The following is a 23159-nucleotide window of genomic DNA, read 5'->3' on the forward strand; positions in this document are numbered from 1 at the left end:
CCTCCGCCGGCCCCGACCCGCGGCTGGCCCAGGCGCTCGACCAGCGCTCCGCCGACCAGGCCGTCGTCCGCGAGGGCCTCGAGCGGTTGCAGGACCAGATGCGCGACCTCGAGCACACCCGTGTCTCATGGCAGGGCCAGCTGCACCAGCAGGTCCAGGACATGCGGTTCTCCACCGAGGCCCTGCGCCGCGAGACCCAGTCCCTCGCCACCGCCCTGCGCAAGCCGCAGGTGCGGGGGCGTTGGGGCGAGCTCCACCTGCGCCGGGCCGTGGAGCTCGCCGGGCTGGTGGACCGCTGCGACTTCTCCGAGCAGGTCCGGCTCGACGACGGTGCCCTGCGCCCCGACCTGGTGGTCAACCTGGTCGGCGGTCGGCGCGTCGTCGTGGACGCCAAGGTGCCGCTCGACGCCTGCCTGGACGCCAGCGCTTGCGAGGACGAGGAGGAGCGGGCTGCCCACCTGGCCCGGCACGCGCGCCAGCTGCGCACGCACATCGACCTGCTCGGCTCCAAGCAGTACTGGCGCTCGCTGCCCGAGACACCGGAGTTCGTGGTGCTCTTCCTGCCGGCCGAGTCCTTCCTCGCCGCCGCCCTCGAGACCGATGGCGCGCTGATCGAGCACGCTGCCGGGCGCCAGGTCGTACTGGCCACGCCGACGACCCTGATCGCCCTGCTCCGCACCGTCGCGCACGGCTGGAGCCACGAAGCGCTGGCCGACCAGGCGCGCGAGATCCACCAGCTCGGGCGCGAGCTGCACGGCCGGCTGGTGAAGCTGTCGGGGTACTTCGACCAGGTCGGCCGCTCCCTGAACGCCGCGGTCGGCCACTACAACCAGGCGATCGGCTCCCTGGAGTCGCGGGTGCTGGTCTCGGCCCGGCGCTTCCAGGACCTCTCGGTGACCGACGACGCCCTGCCGACCCCGCGCCAGGTCGAGTCGACCACCCGTTCGGTCTCCCCCGCCGACGAGCCGGTCGAGCTGCACTCGGTGGTGCGGCGCGCCGCTCACGACGGCGACGAGGACGGCCATACCGTGGCCCTGTGAGCCAGAGTCGCACTCTGTGGGAGGAAGGTCGCGAGCCGGGCCGTCAGGTCGTCGCGCTCGGGTTGGCCCTTGCCCTGAGCGTGCTCGTGCTCGACCTGGCCCTAGTCGGTCGGGTCAGCCTCTTCTTCGACCTGTCGTTCATCGCGCTCTGCCTGGCGCTGGCGCTCGCCGTACGCCCCACGGACTTCTTCGTCGTGGGCGTCCTGCCCCCGCTGCTGATGGTGGCGGTCTTCACGCTGGTCGCGATCGCGAGCCCGGGGCTGATCGCCCACCCCGAGGACGGCGTGGTCCAGGCGGTCATCTCCGGGTTGTCGCGCCACAGCGGGGCGTTGGTCGCGGGGTACGCACTCTGCCTGGGCTGCCTCGCGGTACGCCAGCGCTTCGCGCGCCCCTGACCGCCGCATCCCATCCCGAGCCCCCGGTTTCACCCTGTCGGAATCCCCGGATATCCGGGGATGTTTGCGCTTCCAGGCCGTTGCAACCCCCGATAAGCGCCAAGTTCCCCGGAGATCCGGGGATCCCGACACCCCCTCAGGACTCGAAGCGGGTCGGATCCCCTGCCCCGTACCGCAGCACCTCGGGTCCACCCTCGGACCAGTCCACGACGGTGGTCGGCTGCGCCGGGGTCTCGCCGGCCTCCACCACCACGTCCACCACGTGTTCGAGCTCTTCCTTGATCTCCCAGCCCTGGGTGCGGGCCTCGTCCTCCCCCGGCAGGATCAGCGTGCTCGTCAGGATCGGCTCACCGAGCTCGTCGAGCAGTGCCTGCACGAACACGTGGTCCGGGATGCGTACGCCGACCGTCTTCTTCTTCGGGTGCATCAGCCGTCGCGGCACCTCGGGCGTCGCCGGCAGGATGAACGTGTACGGCCCCGGCGTCGCCGCCTTGATCGCCCGGAACGCCGAGTTGTTCACGTGCACGAACTGGCCGAGCTGGGAGAAGTCCCGGCACATCAACGTGAAGTGGTGCTTGTCGTCGAGCCCGCGGATCTTCAGGATCCGGTCCCGGCCGTCCCGATTGCCGATCCGGCAGCCCAGCGCATAGCCCGAGTCCGTCGGGTACGCGATCAGCTCGTCGTTGCGCAGCCCCTCGGCGACCTGGGTCAGCAGCCTTGGCTGGGGGTTCTCGGGGTGGAGGTCGACGAAGCGCGCCATCTGCTCGGTCCGGCGCTCAGCCGCGAGCCGCGGCAGCCGCGGCCTTGATGTCGCGACGCAGCTCCTTGGGGAGCGAGAAGATCAACGACTCCTCGGCGCTGTGCACCGCACGCGCGTCCGGGTAGCCCCGCTCCGACAGGAACGCCAGCACGCCCTCGACCAGCTCCTCGGGCACGCTCGCCCCGGAGGTGACGCTGACCGTGCGTACGCCGTCCAGCCACGCCTCGTCGATCTCGGACGCGTCGTCCACGCGGTACGACGCCTTGGCGCCGGCCTCGAGGGCGACCTCGACCAGTCGCACGGAGTTCGAGGAGTTGCCGGAGCCGACCACGATCACCAGGTCGGTGTCGGGCGAGATCTCCTTGACCGCCAGCTGCCGGTTCTGCGTGGCGTAGCAGATGTCGTCGCTGGGCGGGTCGAGCAGCATCGGGAAGCGCTTGCGGATCGCGTCGACGGTGGCCATCGTCTCGTCGACCGAGAGCGTGGTCTGCGACAGCCACGCCACCTTCGTCGGGTCGCGGACCACGATGCCGTCGACGTCGTCGGGGCTCTGCACGAGCTGGATGTGCTCGGGCGCCTCCCCCGCGGTGCCCTCGACCTCCTCGTGGCCCTCGTGCCCGATCAGCAGGATGTCGTAGTCGTCCGCCGCGAAACGCTTCGCCTCGTGGTGCACCTTGGTGACCAGCGGACAGGTCGCGTCGATCGTCTTGAGCGAACGCTCGGCGGCCTGCTCGTGGACCGCGGGCGAGACGCCGTGCGCGGAGAACACCACCGTCTGCCCCTCGGGCACCTCGTCGAGCTCCTCGACGAAGATCGCCCCGCGCGACTCGAGGTCCGCGACGACGTGCTTGTTGTGCACGATCTGCTTGCGCACGTACACCGGCGAGCCGTACAGCTCGAGCGCCTTCTCCACCGTCACCACGGCACGGTCGACGCCGGCGCAGTAGCCGCGCGGCGCCGCCAGCAGCACGGCCTTCTCGGCCTCGTCCGGCGACAGGATCTGCGGGGTGCCCAGGTCAGTCGTCATGCCCGCCAGTCTAGGTGTGTCCGCGCTGTGCCCTAATCTCGCGGCCATGGCCCTCGAGAGCTCGCCCCAGGCACCAGCCCCGGTGCGCCAGATCGCGAACGCCATCTCCGGGTGGGTGGACCGCCTGGGAGCGGTGTGGGTCGAGGGCCAGATCGCCCAGGTGAACCGCCGTCCCGGGATGGCCACGGTCTTCATGACGCTGCGCGACACGATCGCCGACATCTCGGTGCCGGTGACCTGCTCGCGCGTCATGTTCGACTCCCTCAACCCTCCGCTGGTCGAGGGCGCCAGCGTGGTGATGCACGCCAAACCGTCGTACTACGCCAATCGCGGGACGCTCTCCCTGCAGGCCCGCGAGATTCGGATGGTCGGCCTCGGTGAGCTTCTCGCCCGGCTGGAGCGCCGGCGCCAGCTGCTCGCCGCCGAGGGTCTCTTCGCCGCCGAGCGCAAGCGCCGGCTGCCCTTCCTGCCCGGCCGGGTCGGCCTGGTCACGGCACCCAACTCCGCCGCCGAGCGCGACGTCCTGGAGAACGCGAAGCGCCGGTGGCCGGCAGTCTCCTTCGAGGTCGCCTACGCCGCGATGCAGGGCCCGCGCTCCGCGACCGAGGTGATCGAGGCATTGGAGCGGCTCGACCGCGACGAGACCGTCGAGGTGATCGTGATCGCCCGCGGCGGCGGCTCGGTGGAGGACCTGCTGCCGTTCTCCGACGAAGCCCTGATCCGCGCGGTGCATCGCGCCCGCACCCCGGTGGTCTCGGCGATCGGCCATGAGCCGGACACCCCGCTGCTCGACCTGGTCGCCGACGTACGGGCCTCCACCCCCACCGATGCCGCCAAGCTGGTCGTGCCCGACGTCCTCGACGAGCAGCGCCAGGTCCTCGCCGCCCGCGACCGGGTCCGTGCCGCGATGACCGGCTGGCTGGCCCGAGAACAGGCTGGGCTCGACGCGCTGCGCTCACGCCCGGCGTTGGCCGACCCCCGCACCCTGCTCGACGCCCGCGCCGAGGAGGTCCGCCAGCTGCGCGACCGCGCGCGCCGGACGGTCGGCCACCAGCTCGATCGTTCCGCCGACGACATCGCCCACCAGCGCGCCCGCGCCCGCGCCCTCTCCCCGCTCGCCACCCTCCAGCGCGGGTACGCCGTGCTCCAAGACGAAGCCGGCCACGTGCTGACCTCGGTCGCCGGCCTCGTGCCCGGCCGGGAGATCAGCGTCCGGGTGGCCGACGGCCGCGTACACGCCACCACCCGCCAGGTCGAACCGGCCGACACCCCACCCACCGACACCCCACGCATCGACACCCCAGCCCCCGACACCGCAGCCACCGACCACTCCGATGAGGAGCACCATGACTGACCAGCAGCCCCCCGCGACCTCCTACGAAGCCGCCCGCGAGGAGCTCATCGACGTCGTCCGACGCCTGGAGACCGGAGGGACGACGCTGGAGGAGTCACTGGCCCTGTGGGAGCGCGGCGAGAAGCTGGCGACCTCCTGCCAGGCCTGGCTGGACGGTGCTCGCAAGCGCCTGGACGCCGCGCTGGACGACGACTCCGACGGGTCCTGACCTCGGCTCAGTTGACCTCGGCCTCACCTGCCCGGGACGGCGAGCGGCCTCAGCGGGCCTCGGCAGTGAGCCGTTCGAGCAGCGCGAGCAACGCCTCGACGTCGGCGGAGCCGTAGACCAGGACGATCTCGTCGCCCACCTCGGCGGCGAAGGCGTGGTCGCCACCGTCGTCGGAGAAGCTCCGCCACACCGGGGCCACCGAGCCCTCGACGTTGACCGGGTCGCCCTCGATCGCCTCGTCATCGACGTAGGTCTCGAGCAGCTCGTCGAGCGAGCGGTCCTCCTGGCGCAGGCCGGCGAACCGACCGTTCTCGGTCAACATTCCCACTCCCCAGGCCGGGCGGCTTCCGGGGGTGTAGTCGACGCTGGTGGCCATCCACCCGTTCGGCAGCTGCGGCGGGTAGACGATGGCGAAGCCGCTCTCCTGGGCAGGCGCCACCACCGAGAGGTAGTCGACGGCGGTGGGCTTCACCTCGAGGTCGTTGGTGGCCAGCGAGCGCAGGGCGACGAAGCCACCCACGAGGAGCACGGTCACGATCATCGAGCCGATCAGACCGTTGGCCGTGCGGGGGTAGCGGGCCGGTCGCGCACCCGGGGGCGGGGCGCCGGTCTCGGGGGAGCCTGCGTCAGTCACGGCTCCATCCTCACAGGCGAGCGGTCGCCCCGAACCCCCACCTCGCCGTACGGCGGGACGCGCGGCGCCAGTCGTCCTCCGGCAGATGCGGACACAATCCGGCCACACCTTGCGCAGGTGCGGCAGACTAGACGAGTGAGCACCTACCGAATCGCGGAAGCCGCCGATGTCCTCGGGGTGAGCGACGACACCGTCCGCCGCTGGATCGACGGTGGCCGGGTCACCGCTCGGACCGAGGACGGCCGCACGGTGATCGACGGGCCCGACCTCGCCCGGCTCGCGGAGAGCCTGGCCGACCACCCGGACCGGGAGAGCACCCGCGCCTCTGCCGTCAGCGCACGCAACCGGTTGGGCGGCATCGTGACCCGGGTGGTCAAGGACACCGTGATGGCCCAGGTGGAGATGGTCTGCGGACCGCATCGCATGGTCTCGCTGATGAGCACCGAGGCCGCCGAGGAGCTCGGCCTGGCTCCCGGCGTGCGCGCCATCGCCTCGGTGAAGTCCACCAACGTGGTCGTGGAGCGACCATGAGCCGCCGCCACGTCACCGCCGTCGCGGCCACCCTGGCGATGCTGCTGCCGACGGCGGCCTGTGGCACGCAGGACGAACGCGCCACGATCACCGTGCTGGCAGCGGCCTCGTTGACCGGCAGTTTCACCGAGCTCGCCGACGCGTTCGAGGCGGCCCATCCCGGTGTCCGGGTACGGCTGGCGTTCAACTCCTCGGCCACCCTGGCCCAACAGGCGGTGGACGGCGCCCCTGCCGACGTGCTCGCGACCGCCGACAGCGCCACCATGCGGAGCGCCGAGGCGGCCCTGGCCGACGAGCCCCGGCTCTTCGCCAGCAACACGATGGTGCTGGTGACGCCGGCCGACAACCCGGCAGACCTGACCTCCTTCGAGGGGCTCGACAGCGCCGCGGTCAGCTACGTGACCTGCGTGCCCACCGCACCGTGCGGCGCCGCCGCCGACGCCCTGCTGACCGGCAGCGGTATCGCCGCTCCCCCGGTCAGCCGGGAGATCGACGTCAAGGCGGTGCTGGCCCGGGTCACCGAGGGCGAGGCCGACGCGGGCATCGTCTACGCCACCGACGCGCGGGCAGCGGGCACAGCCGTCACCACGCTTGAGATCCCGGGCGCAGCGACCCGGTTGACGACGTACCCGATCGCGACCCTGGAACAGTCCACCCACCCCGACCTCGCCCGGGAGTTCGTCGAGCTGGTGACCTCGGCGACGGGTCAGCGGACCCTCCGCTCCGCCGGGTTCGGACCGCCGTGAGCACCCCGCAGGCCCCGTCCACCCTGGGCCGTCCCCCGTGGCTGCTCGTCGCACCCGGCGTCGTCGCGGCCGTGCTGCTGGTGGTGCCGCTGGTCACGCTGGTGCTGGACACGCCGTGGGCGAGCTTCGGCTCCCAGCTCGGGCGCCCCGAGGTTCGCGAGGCGCTGGCGATCACCGCGTGGGCCTCGTTCGTCACGGTGCTCGCCTGTCTCCTGCTCGGCACCCCGCTGGCCTGGCTGCTGGCCCGGGTGGAGTTCCCGGGCCGGAGCCTGCTGCGCGCGGCCGTCGCCGTCCCGCTGGTGCTGCCCCCGGTGGTCGCCGGCGTCGCGCTGGTCACCGCGCTGGGCCGCAACGGCCTGATCGGGCGCGTGCTCGACGACTCGTTCGGCCTGACCATCCCCTTCACGACCACCGGGGTGGTCATCGCGCACACCTTCGTCTCGATGCCGTTCTACGTGCTGAGCGTCGAGGGCGCGTTGCGCGCCTCCGGCGAGCGGTACGACGTGGTCGCGGCGACCCTGGGCGCGGATCGCTGGACCACGTTCCGTCGGATCACGCTGCCCCTGGCGATGCCGGGCGTGCTGGCCGGGGCGGTGCTGGCCTGGGCCCGCTCGCTCGGCGAGTTCGGCGCGACCATCACCTTCGCCGGCAACTTCCCGGGCACCACCCAGACGATGCCGTCGTTGATCTACCAGGCCCTGCAGACCGACCCGGAGGTGGCGCGCACGCTGAGCATGATCCTGTTGGTGGTCTCGATCGGCATCCTGGCGGCGCTGCGCAACCGATGGCTGACCACGCCATGACGACCGCCGCCGCCGGCCTCACCGCAGACCTGCACGTCGCGGGCCGGCTCCGGGCCCGCCTCCGGGCCCGACCCGGCGAGACCATGGCCGTGATCGGACCGAACGGCGCCGGGAAGACCACCCTGCTGCGCGCCCTCGCCGGCCTGGTGGACGTGGAGGGCAGCATCGAGGTCGACGGCGACTCGTGGACCGCTCCCCCGCGGCTGATCCGCGAGCGGAGCCTCGGCTTCGTGTTCCAGGACCAGTCGCTCTTCCCCCACCTGAGTGCCCTCACCAACGTCGCCTTCGGGCTGCGCACCCGCGGCCTGTCCCGCCGGGAGGCCGAGGCCCGCGCCCACGACTGGCTCGCCCGGCTGGGCGTGGCCGACCTGGCTGCCCGTCGGCCTCGCGAGCTCTCCGGCGGCCAGGCCCAGCGGGTCGCGATCGCCCGCGCCCTCGCCCCCGAGCCGGCCCTGCTCCTGCTCGACGAGCCGTTCAGCGGGCTCGACGTCGGGGTCGCGACGGCGTTGCGACTCGAACTCGGCCGCCACCTCGCGGCGTACGACGGGATCGCACTGCTGGTGACCCATCACGCGATCGACGCTCTGACCCTGGCGGACACCGTGCTGGTCCTCGACGAGGGCCGGGTCGCCCAGGCCGGCACCGCCCACGACGTGGCGGCCCGACCGGCCACCGACCACGTCGCTCGTCTGGTCGGCCTGAACGTGATCCGCGAACAGGAGACCGTGCGCTCGTTCAGCCCGAGCGCGGTGACGGTGTCGCTGGGCGAGCCCGAGGGTTCGGCCCGACATCGCTGGCACGGACGCGTGCTCAGCGCCGTCCCCCACGGCGATGCGGTCCGCCTGCTTGTCGACGCCGGACCCGAGCTGCTCGCCGACGTGACCCCGTCCGCGATCGCCGAGCTGGGGTTGGCTCCCGGTAGCGAGGTCTGGCTCTCCGTCAAGGAGACAGCCGTGTTGACCTACGCAACCGGGTCCGGTTGACGGTTACCATCTCGGCATGACCGACAGCCGCGTGTCCTCTGCCCCTGCTCCCGACCGCAACCTGGCCCTGGAGCTGGTGCGGGTCACCGAGGCCGCCGCGATGGCGGCCGGGCGTTGGGTGGGCCGCGGCGACAAGAACGGCGCGGACGCCGTGGCCGTCAACGCGATGCGAGTGATGATCTCCTCGATCGGGATGCGCGGCACCGTGGTGATCGGCGAGGGCGAGAAGGACAACGCGCCGATGCTCTACAACGGCGAGCTCGTCGGCGACGGTACCGGCCCCGAGTGCGACGTCGCGGTCGACCCGATCGACGGCACCACGCTGACCGCCAAGGGGATGAGCAACGCCGTCGCCGTCCTGGCGGTGGCCCCGCGCGGCACGATGTACGACCCGTCCGCGGTGTTCTACATGGAGAAGCTGGTCACCGGGCCGGAGGCCGCCGAGGTCGTCGACATCCGCTACCCCGTCGCCGAGAACATCCACCAGGTCGCCAAGGCGAAGGGCTCCAGCCCCTCGGACGTCACCGTGGTCCTGCTGGACCGCCCCCGGCACGCCCAGCTCGCCGACGAGATCCGGGCAACCGGCGCCAGGATCAAGTTCATCGTCGACGGTGACGTGGCCGGCGCGATCTCCGCAGCCCGCACCGACAGCGGCATCGACCTGCTGCTCGGCATCGGTGGCACGCCGGAGGGCATCATCGCCGCCTGCGCGATGAAGTGCCTCGGTGGCGTGATCCAGGGGCGCCTGTGGCCCCAGGACGACGCCGAGCGCCAGAAGGCCCTGGACGCCGGACACAACCTGGACCCCGACTTCATCCTCAGCACCGACGACCTGGTCACCGGGGACGACTGCTTCTTCGTCGCGACCGGCATCACCGACGGCGACCTGATGCGCGGCGTCCGCTACCGGGCGGGTGGAGCCACCACCGAGTCCTTGGTGATGCGTTCGCGCAGCGGCACGATCCGGAAGATCTCCTCCGAGCACCGCCTGCAGAAGCTAAGCGCTTTCGCCGCGATCGACTTCGACGGCTGAGACGAAGGTCTGGCGGCGCAGGGTGGCCGCCACGTGGTCGATCACCCGCGGGTCGAAGGCCATGCCCAGGTGCGAGGTGGTGACCTCGATCGGCCGCGCCTGCGGGTCGATGCAGGCCCGCCAGTCCACGATCCCGTCCCGCTTGGAGTAGATCGCGGTGAAGCCGACCCCGTTGGGCACCGGCTGCTGACTCTCGTCGAAGCTCTGCCGCGCGCACTCGCCGGCGACGCACTCCTCCGACATCAGCCCGGGCACGCCCGCCCGGCTGAGCCGGACCAAGATGTCGACGCTGGCCGAGAGGGAGACGTGGTGCGCCCCGGGCGCCAGCATGGGGCTGCCCATGGTGACGATCCCGGCGACCAGGTCGGGGCGACGTACGGCGATGCCGCGGGCGAGCATGCCGCCGAGGCTGTGCCCCACGATCTGCACCGGGCTGTCGCGGCGGGCCACGATCGACTCCAGGCGCGCCTCGAGCTGGGCGGCGGCGTTCATCGTGCACCCGATGTTGGCGTGGATGGTGGAGCGGTAGGTCCGGAAGCCCTGCACTCGCAACGCACGGGCCATCAGCGCGAGCGAGGAGTCGCCCGCGAGGAAGCCGGGCACCAGCACCACGGGGTGGGGCGGGCGCTGGGGCACGCGCTGCAGGTAGGTGGTGCCACGACGCCCGCGTCGCTCCCCCACGGCGCGCAGGGCGTAGCGGCCGGCTTCGGCCACCGCGCTGCCCTCGCGGAGGACGGCGGACGCTGGGGGACGCTCGAAGCCTGCGGGACGCAGGAAGGAGGCCAGGGGGGATGCGTTCACGTTCATGACGCTAGGCGTCATTCCCCCGAATTCGGCTCTTACACGGGCATGTCATCCAGATTTCAATCCATACGCGAGACTTGAGCCCATGGATGACCATTTCTTCCACCCGAACGTAGGTATCCACGACCGGGGTGACCGGTGACGGGCGCCCCGGTCTCCGAGGAGCTGTTCGCTCCGGTCCACCAGGGCGTCGAGCTCTGCTACCAGACGTTCGGGGACCCCGACGACGAGCCGCTGCTGCTGGTGATGGGCCTCGGCGGTCCGATGAACTGGTGGGACCCCGAGCTCTGCCTGATGCTCGCGGAGCGCGGCTTCTACGTCGTGCGCTATGACAACCGGGACACCGGGCGCTCGACGCGGCTCAGGGGACGGGTCAAGCGCAGCACCCTCGTCCGCGCCGCAGCAGGTGTCCGCGTGCGTCCGCCGTACACGATGGGCGACCTGGCGCTGGACGCGTTCGGGCTGCTCGACCACCTGGGGGTGGACCGGGCCCACGTGGCCGGGGTGTCGATGGGCGGGATGATCGCGCAGACGATGGCGTTGACCGACGCCAAGCGGCTCTCGTCGCTGACCAGCATCATGTCGACGACCGGCAAGCGGACCGTGGGCTGGCAGCACCCCTCGCTGCTCCCGACTCTGTTGGCCTCGCGCGGACCCGACAAGGAGGCCTACGTGCGCTCGAGCACCGAGCTGTGGCAGTTGATCGGGTCACCGGCCTACCCGCAGGAGCCGGAGCGGGTGGCGGCCCGGGCCGAGGAGACCTTCGATCGCGGGGTCAGCGCCAGCGGCGTGATGCGGCAGATGCTGGCCGTCCTGACCCAGGCCAACCGGAGCCCCCGTCTGCGGGGCGTCCTGGTGCCGACGCTGGTGGTGCACGGTCTCGCCGACCGGATGGTGCACGTCTCGGGTGGGCGGGCCACCGCGGCGGCGATCCCGGGGGCCGAGCTCCTGCTGATCGACGGGATGGGCCACGACGTACCGCCGCCGCTGTTCGAGACGCTCAGCGACGCCATCCGGCGTACGGCGGACCGCGGCCGCTGACCCCGCCCCGACCGGGGCAGGACCAGCGGCCGCGATGACGGCTCAGTCGCTGAGGCGCTCACCCGTGGCGGTGTCGAAGACGTGCACGTGGTGCGGGTCCGTGGTGACGTGGATGGTCTCGCCCTTGTGCACCTTGTCCCGGCCGGTCACCCGCACGATGATGTTGTTCGGGGTGCCGGCGACGCCGCTGCTGCCGTAGACGAAGGCGTCCGCGCCCAACTCCTCCACGACCGTCACCCGCACGGGCAGGCCGCCCTCGTTCTCGGAGACGATCCGCCACGCCTCGGGGCGCACCCCGACGGTGATGTTCCCCTTCATCTTCTTGGCTGCCGTCTCGTCGACGGGCACGAGGTAGTCGCCGATCTTGGCCTGGCCCTCCTGCGCCGTCGCCTCGAGCAGGTTCATCTGCGGGGAGCCGATGAAGCCGGCCACGAACAGGTTGACCGGCCGGTCGTAGAGGCCGAGCGGGGTGTCGACCTGCTGCAGCTCGCCGAGCTTCATCACCGCCACGCGATCGCCCATCGTCATCGCCTCGACCTGGTCGTGGGTGACGTAGACGGTGGTGACCCCGAGGTCGGCCTGGAGCTTGGCGATGTCGGTGCGCGTCTGCACCCGCATCTTGGCGTCGAGGTTCGACAGCGGCTCGTCCATGCAGAACACCTGGGGGCTGCGCACGATGGCGCGGCCCATCGCCACTCGCTGACGCTGACCACCCGAGAGCGCCTTGGGCTTGCGGTCGAGGAACTCGACGAGGCCGAGGATCTCGGCCGCCTCCTGGACCCGCTTCTCGCGCTCGGCGGCCGGGATCTTGGCCATCTTCAACGCGAAGCCCATGTTCTCCGCGACCGTCATGTGCGGGTAGAGCGCGTAGTTCTGGAAGACCATGGCGATGTCGCGGTCCTTGGGGGGCAGATTGGTGATGTCCCGGTCACCGATGAAGATCTTGCCCGAGTTCACCTCCTCGAGCCCGGCCAGCATCCGCAGGGTGGTGGACTTGCCGCACCCGGAGGGTCCGACCAGGACCATGAACTCGCCGTCCCTGATCTCCAGGTCGATACCGGGCACCGCGGGGACGTCAGCCCCGGGGTACCAGCGTTGTGCCTTCTCGAACGTGATGGTTGCCATGCGACTGCTCTCCTTCACCGGCAGGTACGTGCCGGACGATCCGTAGTGAAGTTGACGTGACTCGGGTCACCCTACGGGGGCACGATGCTCACCCCTTGACGGCGCCCGCCGTCAGGCCGCGGACGAAGTAGCGCTGCAGGGTGAAGAAGACCAGCATCGGGAGCACCATCGAGACGAAGGCACCCGCCGTCAGCAGTTCCTTGCCCTGCCCCTGGGCGCCCAGCAACCCCTGGAGCTCGACGATCACGGTGGGGTTCTTGCTCAGGAAGAGCTTCGCGATCAGCAGGTCGTTCCACACCCAGAGGAACTGCAGGATCGCGAACGCCGCCAACACCGGCACCGACATCGGCAGGATCAGGCGCCAGAACGTCTGGAAGTGCGAGGCGCCGTCGATCTTCGCCGACTCGATGACCGTGCGCGGCAGCGTCGTCATGTAGTTGCGGATCGTGTAGATCGCCAGCGGCATCCCGAACCCGGTGTGCAGCAGCCACACCGCCAGGTAGTCCCCGGAGATCCCCACCCCACGCGGCCCCAGCAGGTTGAGCAGCGGCTGGAAGGCCACCTGGATCGGCACCACCAGCAGCGCGACGATCAGGATGAACAGCACGTCCTTGCCCCGGAAGTTCATGAACGTGAACGCATAGGCGGCGAACGCCGCGAACAGGATCGGGATCACGGTCGCCGGGATCGCGACCACCACGCTGTTCACGAAGCCTTCTCCGAGGTCACTGCCCTGGAAGACCCGTTCGTAGTTGTCCAGCGTCCAGCCGGCCTCGAACGGGTTGAAGACAGCCGTCCACCAGCCGGAGGCGACCGTGTCGTCACGGGTCCGGAACGACGCCACCAGCAGCCCGACCGTCGGAACCGTCCACAGCACGCTGAGCAGGACCATCGTGACGATGGCCGTCCAGCTGCGTCGTCGCCCGTCGGCCATCAGCCCCGGCGTCCGCTTGTACTGCCGACGCTGGGCCTTCTCGCTGTGAGCGCCCTCGGCGACCATCACGGCATCCATCCGGTCGCTCATGCGTTCTGCTCCTCTGCGCGGAAGTGGCGCACCTGGTAGATGAGCACCGGTGTGATGGCGAGCAGGAGGATGACCACGATGGCCGACGCTCGACCGGCCTGGCCGTTGGCGAACAGTTCGTTGAAGAACAGGTTGGCGATGACGTTCGTTTCGAAACGCCCGTTGGTCAGCACATAGACGATGTCGAAGACCTTCAGCACCAGGATCAGCACGGTGATGAAGACCGTGATGATGGTGCCCTTGATCTGCGGGATCACGATCCTCGCGAAGATCTGCACCTCGGAGGCCCCGTCGATGCGAGCCGCCTCGACGGTGTCCTCGGGCACCCCCTTGATCGCCGACGACAGCAGGATCATGGCGAAGCCGACCTGGAGCCAGATCAGGATCACCATCAGCAGCATCGAGTTCAGGCGCCCGGTGGGAATCTGCAGCCAGGTCTGGGCGGTGCCCCCGAGCGTCGTCCAGACGGCGTTGAGCAGGCCGGTCTGCTTCTCGCCCACGGAGTAGTCGTAGACCAGGGTCCCCCAGATGGTCGAGGCGCCGACGAACGAGATCGCCATCGGCAGGAAGATGGTGCTCTTGGCGACCTTCTCCCCCCTGGTCGAGAGCTTGTCCGCGAGGACCGCCACCGCGATCCCGACGACCACCGTCACCGCCGGCACGATCAGGAGCCAGAGCAGGTTGTTGATCAGCGACTGCTGGAACTCGTCGTTGCTGAAGATGTAGCGGTAGTTCTCGAACCCGACGTACCGCTCGCTCCGCTTGTCGGCGAAGGAGAACTGGATCGTCTGGATGGTCGGGTAGATGAGCATCAGCCCGACCAGCCCCAGGCCCGGCAGGATGTAGGCGTACGGCATGACGGTCCGCGAGAGCCGGTCGGGCAGGCCCTCGACGATCATGTTGAGGAAGTAGAAGAAGACCACCGCGCCGCCGACACCCACCACGACCGCGACGACACCGATGATCAGCTTGCTGTCCAGGAAGAGGTCCGGCCGGATGCCGAAGGCGAGGAAGATGTTGAGCATCAACCACACCACGGCGACGATCCCGACCACGCCCACCCCGAACCTCACCGGGTTGAACCTGGGCACCCCCGCGAGGGGCTGGGACTCCGGCGTGGCGGTGCCGGAGTCCCGCTGACCGACCGTCATGACGTGGGCCAGGACGCCTCGATCGCGTCCAGGGTCTTCTGGCTGGACTCACCGCTGAGCCAGTCGACCATGCCGGTCCAGAAGGTGCCGGAGCCGACCTCCTTGGGCATCAGGTCGGAGCCGTCGAACCGGAAGACGTCGGCGCTGGCCGCGAGCTCGGCGATGGCGCGGGTCGTCTCGTCGGCGTACTGCGAGCTGTCGAAGGTCGCGTGCGGGGAGAGCCATCCGCCGGCCGCGGCCCACTCCCCGCCGAACTCGTCGGAGGTGAGGAACTCCATCACCTCCTGGACGTCGGGGTCGTCACCGTTGAAGGCTGCGGCGAGGTCGCCGCCACCCAGGATCGGCTGGCCGTCGTACCCGCCCTCGAAGGGCGGGAAGACGAAGGTGCCGACGGCATCGTCGAGGTTGGCCTGGACGTCCTCGGGGTAGAAGCCCGTGGCGAAGTTGCCCTGTCGGTGCAGCATGCAGTTCGGCGGGTTCTTGAACGCGGGCGTCATCGCGTCCGCGAAGCCGGTGTTGAGGATTCCCTTGACCCCGCCGAGGACCTCTCCGTCGGTCTTGGCGATCTTGCCGAACTCGTCGAGTGCCTTGACGATCTGCGGGTCGTTGAACGGGATCTCGTGGGCGACCCACTGGTCGTAGACGTCCGGGCCCGCGGTGCGCAGCACGTACTCCTCGAGCCAGTCGGTGCCGACCCAGCCGGTCGCCTGGTCGGACTCCCAGCCCATGCACCAGGGGGCCTTGGTGTCGCTCTTGAGCTTGTCGGCGATCTCGGCCAGCTCCTGGATGGAGGCCGGCTCGGTGGAGAGCCCGGTCGCCAGGTAGGCGTCCTTGGGGTACCAGACGATGCTCTTGACGGCCATCCGCATCGGTGCGCCGTACATCGTGCCGTCCTTGGTGGCGGACTCGAGGAACCCGGGGATCAGGGTGTCCTGCACCGCGGCGACGTCGATCACGTCCTCGAGCGGTGTCATGTCCTCGGAGAGCTCGAGCAGACCGCCCGGCTGCGGGAAGAGCGCCATGTCGGGAGCATCCCCGGAGTTGACCCGCGCCTTGACCGTGGTCGCGAAGTCCTGGTCACCGGTGTACTCGACGTCGATCCCGGACTCGTCCTCGAACGCCTGGAGGGCCTCGTTGAACGCCGCCTCCTCCTGACCACCGAAGTTGCCGAGGATGGTCACGCTCTTGTCCCCGTCGGTTCCGGCTCCGCCTCCCCCGCCACCGTCCTGCGAGAGGCAACCGGTGGCGGCCAGGGCGAGCGTCACCGAGGCGCCCACCGCGGCGATCCTGCGAACTGTTCCTACGTGCATCGTCTCTCCCCTGAGTAGTGATTCAGACACGTGCGTCGGTCAGCACCCCCATGCGCCGAACTCGGCTCCCTCAGCCACAGTGACCGACCTCACACGCACCCGTCAAGAGACCTTCGCAAACGTTTTCGGCAGCGTTACCGTGTGCCCCATGGCACCACCCCGATCCAGCTCCGCGGTCAACATGGAGGACGTCGCTCGCCGCGCGGGCGTCTCCATCGCCACCGTCTCCCGGGCGCTGCGCGACGTGCCCGGAGTCAGCGCCGGCACCCGCGACCGGGTTCGGGCGATCGCCGAGGAGCTCGCCTACGTCGTCTCCCCCGAGGCCTCCCGACTCTCCCGCCGGGAGACGGGGCGGATCGCCGTCGTGGTGCCCCGGATCGACGCGTGGTTCCACGCGACCATGCTCGCGGCGGTCGAGTCCACGCTGCGCGGGGCCGACCTCGACGTGCTCGTCTACCAGCTCGAGGACGAGCACCAGCGGCGGCGCTTCTTCGACCAGCTCCCCGTGCGGCGCAAGGTCGACGCCCTGGTGCTGGTGGCCCTGCCGTTGCTTCCGCACGAGGAGAGCCGCCTCGACCTGATGGGTGTCGAGGTGGTGGTCGCCGGCGGGCGACTGCGGGACCACGCCCACGTCGTGGGGGACGACGAGCTGGCCACCAAGCTGGCGATGGACCACCTGCTCGAGCTCGGGCACCGACGGATCGCCCTGATCCGCACCGACGACACCGACCGCACCGAGTGGTCCGCGGACGTCGTACGGACCCGGGCCTTCCGCGCTGCCCTCACCGACCGCGGCCTCCCCGTGCCCGCCGACTACCTCGTCACCACCCCTCCCGGCCCGATGGCCGGGTCCGTGGGCATGGAGCGGCTGCTGGCGCTTGCCGACCCGCCCACCGCGGTCTTCGCCTTCTCCGACGAGATCGCTGTCGCAGCGCTCGCATGCCTGCACCGCACGGGGCTCGCCGTCCCCGCCACGATGTCGCTGATCGGCGTCGACGGCCATCCCAGTGCCGAGCTCTTCGGCATCAGCACCGTCACGCAGTCCGTTGCGGTCCAGGGGCGCCTCGCAGCCGAGATGGCGCTGTCGCTACTACGCGACCACCGGGTCGCGGACCGCTCGGTCGTGGTTCCCCCCACGCTCGTGGCGCGCGCCTCGACCGGGCCACCGACGGTCGCTCTGCGTTCCTGAGCCCTCCGTCGGCGGCGGGACCGAGCGACCCCGTCAGCGCATGTCCCGCGGTCGGGCGGGTACAACGCGGAGGGACCTGACCCGCGGGAGTCCCGCGGTGCCGATCCTGCAGGCGAAGGGTTCTTTCGGGAGGAGCGATGGGGATGTCACGACCACGGCAGTCGCGGCGCCGCCGCGGGCTGGCCTCCGCGGCAGGGCTGACGCTGGCGGCGGGAGTGCTCACCGCCTGCTCCGCAGGCGCGGACACCGGCCCGCCCGAGCTGATCTGGTACACCAACCCGGACGCGGGCGGTCAGGCGAAGGTTGCCGAGAACTGCAGCACGGACGAGTACACGATCAGCACCCAGGTCCTCCCCCAGGACGCCAGCCAGCAGCGGATCCAGCTCGCCCGCCGCCTGGCCGCCGGGGACACCGGCATCGACCTGATGAGCCTGGACCCGCCGTTCACTGCCGAGTTCGCGAACGCCGGCTACCTCGCCCCGCTGCCCGAGGACCTGCAGTCCCGGCTCGAGGAGCAGACCTTCGACGGCGGCCTGGACGCCGCCACCTGGGACGACGAGCTCGTGGTGGCGCCGTTCTGGTCGAACGTGCAGGTGCTCTGGTACCGGACGTCCTTCGTGGAGAAGGCCGGGATCGACCTGAGCACTCCCGTCACCTGGGACCAGATCATCGAGGCGGCCGCCGCGAACGGCGGCAAGGTGGCCGTCCAGGCCAACAAGTACGAGGGCTACGCGGTGTGGCTCAACGCCCTGATCGAAGGGGCCGGCGGCTCGATCGCCACCGACACCGACCAGGGCGTGGAGGCCACCCTGGGCGTCGACTCCGAGGCCGGCCGGGTCGCCGCCGGCATCGTGGAGAAGCTGGCCACCTCGAAGGCCGCCCCGCCGGACCTGTCGGTCTCCAACGAGGGCACGGCCGGCGCCACGTTCGGCTCGGAGCAGGGCGCGTTCATGGTCAACTGGACCTACATCTGGACCAACTTCGACGACTCCCAGCCCGAGGTGAAGAAGGACCTCGGCTTCGCCCGCTACCCACGCTCGGTGAAGGACGAGCCCTCGCAGCCGCCGTACGGCGGGATCGGGGTCGGCGTCAGCGCGATCTCCCAGCACACCGACGAGGCGATGGCCGCGGTCGCCTGCATCACCAGCCCGAAGAACCAGGCGGTCAACGCCCAGCTGACCGGCAACATGCCCGCCAGTCCCGAGGGCTACGACGACCCGCAGCTCAAGGAGATCTACCCGCCCGAGCTGATGGAGCTCTTCCAGGAGAGCCTGGACGCTGCGGCCCCGCGCACCGTGACGCCGTACTGGAGCGACATCTCCGGCGCCCTGCAGAGCAGTTGGCATCCGCCCTCCGGGGTCGACTCCTCCACGCCCGAGCGGTCGCAGCAGTTCCTCGACGACATCCTGCACGGAAGGAGCCTGCTGTGAGCTCGCATCGGCAGGTGAAGGCGAAGGCCAGCGACCGGGTCGTGGCCGAGAACCGCCTCGGCCAGAAGCTGGTGGCGCCGGCCGTGGTGCTGATGCTGCTGGTCACGGCGTACCCGATGCTGCAGGCGCTGTGGCTCTCGCTGTTCCGCTACCGGCTCACCACGCCGGCGGACAAGGAGTTCGTCGGCCTCGACAACTACCTGACCGTCCTGGGCGACGGGCTGTTCTGGCAGGACACCTGGAACACGGTCGTGATCATGGTGGTCACGGTCGCGGTCGAGCTGGTGATCGGCTTCGGGTTCGCGATGGTGATGCACCGGATCGTCTTCGCCCGCGGCGCGATGCGCACCGCGATCCTGATCCCCTACGGGATCATCACGGTGGTCTCCGCGTTCGCCTGGCAGTTCACCTTCAGCATCAACAACGGCTGGGTGAACAGCTGGTTCGCCTGGCTGCCGGGGATCGCCGCGGACACCAACTGGTTCGGCAGCCACTGGCCGGCGATGTTCGCGATCATGGTCTCGGAGATCTGGAAGACCACGCCGTTCATGTCGCTGCTGCTGCTCGCGGGCCTCTCCCAGGTCTCCGAGGACATGCTCGAGGCGGCCAAGGTCGACGGCGCCACCTGGTGGCAGCGGTTGACCAAGGTGATCCTGCCGAACATGCGGGCGGCGATCATGGTGGCGGTGCTGTTCCGGGCGCTGGACGCCTTCCGGATCTTCGACAACATCTACGTGATGACCAAGGGCGCGCAGGGCACCGAGTCGTCGTCGTTCCTGACCTACCGCCAGGTCATCGAGCAGTTCCAGCTCGGCCTCGGCTCCGCGTTGTCGGTGCTGCTCTTCCTCACGGTGCTGCTGCTGGCCTGGCTCATCGTGAAGTTCTTCCGGGTCGACCTGGCACAGGCAAGGGGTGAGGGCTGATGAGGAACAAGAACCTGGGCACCGCGATCGGCTTCGTGCTGATCCTCGTGTGGTGCCTGCTCCCGGTGGCCTGGATCCTGTCGCTGTCGTTCAAGTCCAGCGACGAGACCCGGGTCGGCAGCCCGCAGTTCCTGCCCCAGGACCCGACCCTGGAGAACTACCGCGAGATCCTCTCCAACGGCGACTTCCTGGCCGCGCTGCGCAACTCCTTCGGCATCGCCCTGATCGCCACGCTGCTCTCGGTCATCCTGGCCACGCTGGCCGCCTACGCAATCGCCCGGCTGGAGTTCCGGGGCAAGCGGCTGGTGCTCTCGCTGGCCCTGGCGATCGCGATGTTCCCGGTGGTCGCCCTGGTCGGTCCGCTCTTCGACATGTGGCGCACGCTGAGCCTGTTCAACACCTGGCCGGGCCTGGTCATCCCCTACATGTCGTTCACGCTGCCGCTGGCGATCTGGACGCTCTCGGCGTTCTTCCGGGAGATCCCCTGGGAACTGGAGCAGGCCGCCCAGGTCGACGGCGCGACCTCGTGGCAGGCCTTCCGCAAGGTGATCGTCCCGCTGGCGGCGCCCGGCGTCTTCACGGCGGCGATCCTCACGTTCTTCTTCGCGTGGAACGAGTTCGTCCTCGCGATCTCGCTGACCTCGACGACGGGGTCGCGCACGGTGCCCGCGCAGCTGTCGTTCTTCGTCGGGCCGGATCCGTTCAACCCGCCGTACGGGCAACTGGCCACCGCCTCGGTGGTGGTCACGGTCCCGATCATCGTCATCGTCCTGCTGTTCCAGCGCAAGATCGTCGCCGGCCTCACCTCCGGCGCAGTGAAGGGTTGATCCCATGGCAGCCATCGACATCAAGAACGTGGTCAAGAAGTACGGCGACGACGCCCCGGCCGTGAACGACGTCAGCATCGACATCGCGGACGGCGAGTTCATGATCCTGGTCGGACCCTCCGGGTGCGGGAAGTCCACGCTGCTGCGGATGATCGTCGGTCTCGAGGACATCTCCTCCGGCGAGATCCGGATCGGCGACAAGGTCGTCAACGACCTGGCGCCACGCGACCGGAACCTCGCCATGGTCTTCCAGAACTACGCGCTCTACCCGCACCTGAGCGTCTACGAGAACATCGCCTTCCCGCTCCGGTTGGCCGGCGCCAAGGACGACGCGGTGGACGAGGCGGTCCGCAAGGCCAGCGCCATCCTCGAGCTCGACGAGTACCTCGAGCGGAAGCCGGCCAACCTCTCCGGCGGGCAGCGGCAGCGGGTGGCGATGGGCCGGGCGATCGTCCGGGACGCGGACGCGTTCCTGTTCGACGAGCCGCTGTCCAACCTCGACGCCAAGCTCCGCGGGCAGATGCGCACCGAGATCGCCCGCCTGCAGAAGCGGCTGGGCATCACCACCGTCTACGTGACCCACGACCAGACCGAGGCGATGACGCTCGGGGACCGGGTCGCCGTGCTCAAGCGGGGGCTGCTGCAGCAGCTCGCCACCCCTCGCGAGCTCTACGAGAACCCCGGCAACCTCTTCGTGGCCGGATTCATCGGCTCGCCGCCGATGAACTTCCTGCCGGCCAGGGTCAAGGGCACCTCGGTGGAGCTGCCCTTCGGCACCGTGGAGCTCCCGCCCGAGAAGGCCGAGAAGGTCCAGGACAGCGACCTGCTCATCGCCGGCATCCGGCCCGAGCACTTCGAGGATGCCTCGGTCAAGGAGGACACCAGCGCCGGATCGACCTTCCGGGCCACCGTCGACGTCGTCGAGTGGTTGGGCAACGAGGCCTACGCCTACCTGCCCTACGAGGCCGACGCCGAGGTGCAGAATCAGCTCGACGAGCTGGAGCGCGACCTCGAGGGCGAGGCGATGCGCAACCAGCTGGTCGTCTCACTGGACGGCTCCAGCCGGATCGCCGAGGGCGACGAGGCGGAGATCTGGGTGGACTCCTCGCGGATGCACCTCTTCGACGCCGCCACCGGCGAGAACCTCACCATCGACCTCGACAACGCCGGCCGGGTGCCGGAGCGGGAGCAGGCGGTCCGTAGCTGAACGGCCGCCGAAGGGCGGACCTCAGTCGGCGACGACGAGGACGGCGCTGGGGGCGATCTCGACCCGGACCCGATCGCCGGCGTTGAGCCCCTCGGCCTGGCTGTTCGCCAGCTGGGCCACCAGCACGGTGCCGTCGGCGAGCCTGGCCGTGGCCCGGGAGACCGGCCCCAGGAAGGCGATCGCGTCGATCGTGGCGGGCCCCTCGTTGTCGGCCGTGAAGGTCACCGACTCAGGGCGCACCAGCGCCAGTCCGGAGCCGGTCGCCGAACCCTCCAGCACCGGCACGCTGGTGCCGAGCACGTCCGCGGTCCGGCCGTCGACCGTCGCCGGGATCCGGTTGCTGAGCCCGACGAACTCGGCCACGAACCGCGACGACGGAGCGGCGTACAGCTCGGTCGGAGGTGCGAGCTGCTCGAGCCGGCCCGCGTTCATCACGCCCACCCGGTCGGCGACGGCGAGCGCCTCCTCCTGGTCGTGGGTGACGAAGAGCGTGGTGGTTCCGACGTCGATCTGGACCCGCCGGATCTCGTCTCGCAGCTGCACGCGCACCTTGGCGTCCAACGCGGAGAGCGGCTCGTCGAGGAGCAGCACGGCCGGCTCGATCGCCAGCGCCCGGGCCAGCGCGACCCGCTGCTGCTGGCCGCCGGAGAGCTGGTTGGCGTAGCGCTTCTTGTGCTCGCCCAGACCGACCAGGTCGAGCATGTCCCCGGCCCGGTTGCGGCGCTTCTTGCGCGAGACGCCGCGCAGCTTGAGGCCGAACGCGACGTTCTCCATCACGGTCAGGTGCGGGAACAGGCTGTAGGCCTGGAAGACCATCCCCATGTCGCGCTTGTTGGCGGGCACGTTCGACAGGTCCCGCCCGCCCACGCTGATGGTGCCGGCGTCCTGCCGCTCGAGACCGGCGAGGATCCGCAACACCGTGGTCTTGCCGCACCCCGAGGGCCCGAGCAGGACGACCATCTCGCCCGGCTCCATGTGCAGGTCGAGCCCGTCGAGGGCGCGTACGTCGCCGTACGAGCGCTGCAGGCCGGTCATCTGGACGGCGACACCGGCGGCGGTCGGGGTGCTGGTCTCGGGAGCGGAGGTGGTCATTCATCTGCCTTCTGAGGGAGAGCGGCGGCGGTCGAACAACGACAGCACGATGAGCAGCAGGGCCGCGAACACGAGCATCGCCAGGGAGGCGGCCATCGAGACGGCGGCATCGGACTTGGAGAGCTGGACGATCACGACGGGCAGGGTGTTGTAGTTCTGCAGCGAGGCGACCGTGAACTCCCCCAGCACCAGCGCCACCGAGATGAACGCCGCGCCGAGGACGCCGCTCCAGATGTTGGGCACGATCACCTTCACGATCACCGTGAACCAGCTCGCCCCCAGCGAGCGGGCCGCCTCGGCGAGGGTGCGTGCATCGATCGAGGAGAGCGCCGCGTCGATCGCCCGGTAGGCATAGGGCAGCACCAGCACCACGTAGATGAACGTCAGCGTCAGCGCCGAGTCGCCCAGGAAGTAGGTCACCCAGGCGTAGACGTTACGGATGCCCACCACGATCACCAGGGCTGGGATCGTCAGCGGGAGCAGGCAGAGGAACTCCACCAACCGGGTCGCCCGCGGCACCCG

Annotated in this window: 25 protein-coding genes; 15 read left to right on the forward strand and 10 right to left on the reverse strand. The window is 70.2% G+C overall.

Going from position 1 to position 23159, the window contains the following annotated elements:
* Nucleotides 1-1040 (forward strand): DNA recombination protein RmuC (locus tag ABZE72_RS07245; protein WP_372728339.1); only part of this gene is annotated, 1040 nt, incomplete at its 5' end.
* Nucleotides 1037-1435 (forward strand): DUF6542 domain-containing protein, encoded by a 399-nt coding sequence (locus ABZE72_RS07250; RefSeq protein ID WP_372728340.1) that lies wholly within the window; start codon nucleotides 1037-1039, stop codon nucleotides 1433-1435. The genes ABZE72_RS07245 and ABZE72_RS07250, both read left to right, overlap by 4 nt.
* 136 nt (nucleotides 1436-1571) lie before the next feature.
* Here ABZE72_RS07250 and ABZE72_RS07255 read toward each other — a convergent pair whose 3' ends face one another.
* Complete coding sequence (locus tag ABZE72_RS07255) at nucleotides 1572-2195, reverse strand: L-threonylcarbamoyladenylate synthase (protein ID WP_372728341.1); 624 nt, start codon at nucleotides 2193-2195, stop codon at nucleotides 1572-1574.
* 16 nt (nucleotides 2196-2211) lie between these two features.
* The gene (locus ABZE72_RS07260; protein WP_372728342.1) at nucleotides 2212-3222 is read right to left on the reverse strand and encodes a 4-hydroxy-3-methylbut-2-enyl diphosphate reductase; all 1011 of its coding nucleotides are present in this window, start codon (nucleotides 3220-3222) and stop codon (nucleotides 2212-2214) included.
* 46 nt (nucleotides 3223-3268) lie between these two features.
* Between ABZE72_RS07260 and xseA the strand changes: the two genes are divergently transcribed.
* On the forward strand, nucleotides 3269-4576 hold the full coding sequence (xseA, locus tag ABZE72_RS07265; RefSeq protein WP_372728343.1) for an exodeoxyribonuclease VII large subunit: 1308 nt from the start codon (nucleotides 3269-3271) through the stop codon (nucleotides 4574-4576).
* The gene (locus ABZE72_RS07270) at nucleotides 4569-4784 is read left to right on the forward strand and encodes an exodeoxyribonuclease VII small subunit (RefSeq protein ID WP_372728344.1); all 216 of its coding nucleotides are present in this window, start codon (nucleotides 4569-4571) and stop codon (nucleotides 4782-4784) included. Before xseA ends, ABZE72_RS07270 begins: the two co-directional genes overlap by 8 nt.
* A gap of 49 nt (nucleotides 4785-4833) precedes the next feature.
* On the opposite strand, the gene ABZE72_RS07275 is transcribed toward ABZE72_RS07270, so the two are convergent.
* The gene (locus tag ABZE72_RS07275) at nucleotides 4834-5418 is read right to left on the reverse strand and encodes a DUF4245 domain-containing protein (protein WP_372728345.1); all 585 of its coding nucleotides are present in this window, start codon (nucleotides 5416-5418) and stop codon (nucleotides 4834-4836) included.
* 135 nt (nucleotides 5419-5553) lie between these two features.
* On the opposite strand from ABZE72_RS07275, the gene ABZE72_RS07280 reads away from it, so the two are divergent.
* The 5 genes from ABZE72_RS07280 to glpX are packed head-to-tail and all read left to right on the forward strand — an operon-like array spanning nucleotide 5554 to nucleotide 9514.
* Nucleotides 5554-5949, forward strand: a complete 396-nt coding sequence (locus tag ABZE72_RS07280; RefSeq protein ID WP_372728346.1) for a molybdopterin-binding protein — start codon at nucleotides 5554-5556, stop codon at nucleotides 5947-5949.
* Entirely contained in the window at nucleotides 5946-6695 is a 750-nt protein-coding gene (modA, locus tag ABZE72_RS07285) for a molybdate ABC transporter substrate-binding protein (protein WP_372728347.1), read from the forward strand. Before ABZE72_RS07280 ends, modA begins: the two co-directional genes overlap by 4 nt.
* Nucleotides 6692-7498: a molybdate ABC transporter permease subunit gene (gene modB / locus ABZE72_RS07290; protein WP_372728348.1), complete on the forward strand. Its 807-nt coding sequence runs from the start codon at nucleotides 6692-6694 to the stop codon at nucleotides 7496-7498. Before modA ends, modB begins: the two co-directional genes overlap by 4 nt.
* Nucleotides 7480-8481 carry an ABC transporter ATP-binding protein gene (locus ABZE72_RS07295; RefSeq protein WP_372728349.1) on the forward strand — a complete coding sequence of 334 codons (1002 nt, stop codon included), beginning with the start codon at nucleotides 7480-7482 and terminating at the stop codon, nucleotides 8479-8481. The genes modB and ABZE72_RS07295 overlap by 19 nt, the downstream gene beginning before the upstream one ends.
* Nucleotides 8482-8497: 16 nt before the next feature.
* Entirely contained in the window at nucleotides 8498-9514 is a 1017-nt protein-coding gene (glpX, locus tag ABZE72_RS07300) for a class II fructose-bisphosphatase (RefSeq protein ID WP_372728350.1), read from the forward strand.
* Here the strand turns inward: glpX and ABZE72_RS07305 are convergent.
* The gene (locus ABZE72_RS07305) at nucleotides 9479-10315 is read right to left on the reverse strand and encodes an esterase/lipase family protein (RefSeq protein ID WP_372728351.1); all 837 of its coding nucleotides are present in this window, start codon (nucleotides 10313-10315) and stop codon (nucleotides 9479-9481) included. The genes glpX and ABZE72_RS07305 overlap by 36 nt on opposite strands.
* A 141-nt stretch (nucleotides 10316-10456) precedes the next feature.
* Between ABZE72_RS07305 and ABZE72_RS07310 the strand changes: the two genes are divergently transcribed.
* Nucleotides 10457-11359, forward strand: coding sequence for an alpha/beta fold hydrolase (locus ABZE72_RS07310; protein WP_372728352.1), 903 nt, complete (start codon nucleotides 10457-10459; stop codon nucleotides 11357-11359).
* Nucleotides 11360-11401: 42 nt separating this feature from the next.
* Here the strand turns inward: ABZE72_RS07310 and ABZE72_RS07315 are convergent, their stop codons facing one another.
* The 4 genes from ABZE72_RS07315 to ABZE72_RS07330 all read right to left on the reverse strand — a co-directional run bounded on the left by ABZE72_RS07315 (nucleotide 11402) and on the right by ABZE72_RS07330 (nucleotide 15936).
* A complete protein-coding gene (locus ABZE72_RS07315; protein WP_372728353.1) occupies nucleotides 11402-12484 on the reverse strand; it encodes an ABC transporter ATP-binding protein in 1083 nt (360 codons plus the stop codon).
* A gap of 88 nt (nucleotides 12485-12572) precedes the next feature.
* Nucleotides 12573-13508 carry a carbohydrate ABC transporter permease gene (locus ABZE72_RS07320; protein WP_372728354.1) on the reverse strand — a complete coding sequence of 312 codons (936 nt, stop codon included), beginning with the start codon at nucleotides 13506-13508 and terminating at the stop codon, nucleotides 12573-12575.
* Entirely contained in the window at nucleotides 13505-14659 is a 1155-nt protein-coding gene (locus tag ABZE72_RS07325; protein WP_372728355.1) for a carbohydrate ABC transporter permease, read from the reverse strand. The genes ABZE72_RS07320 and ABZE72_RS07325 overlap by 4 nt, the downstream gene beginning before the upstream one ends.
* Entirely contained in the window at nucleotides 14656-15936 is a 1281-nt protein-coding gene (locus ABZE72_RS07330; protein WP_372728356.1) for an ABC transporter substrate-binding protein, read from the reverse strand. The genes ABZE72_RS07325 and ABZE72_RS07330 overlap by 4 nt, the downstream gene beginning before the upstream one ends.
* Nucleotides 15937-16117: 181 nt before the next feature.
* On the opposite strand from ABZE72_RS07330, the gene ABZE72_RS07335 reads away from it, so the two are divergent.
* The 5 genes from ABZE72_RS07335 to ABZE72_RS07355 all read left to right on the forward strand — a co-directional run bounded on the left by ABZE72_RS07335 (nucleotide 16118) and on the right by ABZE72_RS07355 (nucleotide 21545).
* Entirely contained in the window at nucleotides 16118-17158 is a 1041-nt protein-coding gene (locus ABZE72_RS07335) for a LacI family DNA-binding transcriptional regulator (RefSeq protein ID WP_372728357.1), read from the forward strand.
* Between the two features lie 143 nt (nucleotides 17159-17301).
* The gene (locus ABZE72_RS07340) at nucleotides 17302-18588 is read left to right on the forward strand and encodes an extracellular solute-binding protein (protein ID WP_372728358.1); all 1287 of its coding nucleotides are present in this window, start codon (nucleotides 17302-17304) and stop codon (nucleotides 18586-18588) included.
* Entirely contained in the window at nucleotides 18585-19511 is a 927-nt protein-coding gene (locus tag ABZE72_RS07345) for a carbohydrate ABC transporter permease (RefSeq protein WP_372728359.1), read from the forward strand. Before ABZE72_RS07340 ends, ABZE72_RS07345 begins: the two co-directional genes overlap by 4 nt.
* Nucleotides 19511-20338: a carbohydrate ABC transporter permease gene (locus ABZE72_RS07350; RefSeq protein WP_372728360.1), complete on the forward strand. Its 828-nt coding sequence runs from the start codon at nucleotides 19511-19513 to the stop codon at nucleotides 20336-20338. The genes ABZE72_RS07345 and ABZE72_RS07350 overlap by 1 nt, the downstream gene beginning before the upstream one ends.
* A gap of 4 nt (nucleotides 20339-20342) precedes the next feature.
* The gene (locus ABZE72_RS07355) at nucleotides 20343-21545 is read left to right on the forward strand and encodes an ABC transporter ATP-binding protein (protein ID WP_372728361.1); all 1203 of its coding nucleotides are present in this window, start codon (nucleotides 20343-20345) and stop codon (nucleotides 21543-21545) included.
* Between the two features lie 21 nt (nucleotides 21546-21566).
* Here ABZE72_RS07355 and ABZE72_RS07360 read toward each other — a convergent pair whose 3' ends face one another.
* Nucleotides 21567-22637, reverse strand: a complete 1071-nt coding sequence (locus tag ABZE72_RS07360; protein WP_372728362.1) for an ABC transporter ATP-binding protein — start codon at nucleotides 22635-22637, stop codon at nucleotides 21567-21569.
* On the reverse strand, nucleotides 22638-23159 hold a 522-nt coding region (locus ABZE72_RS07365), incomplete at its 5' end, for an ABC transporter permease (RefSeq protein ID WP_372728363.1). It lies immediately after the preceding gene.

It is taken from the genome of Nocardioides sp. (assembly GCF_041600255.1).
Lineage (GTDB): Bacteria > Actinomycetota > Actinomycetes > Propionibacteriales > Nocardioidaceae > Nocardioides.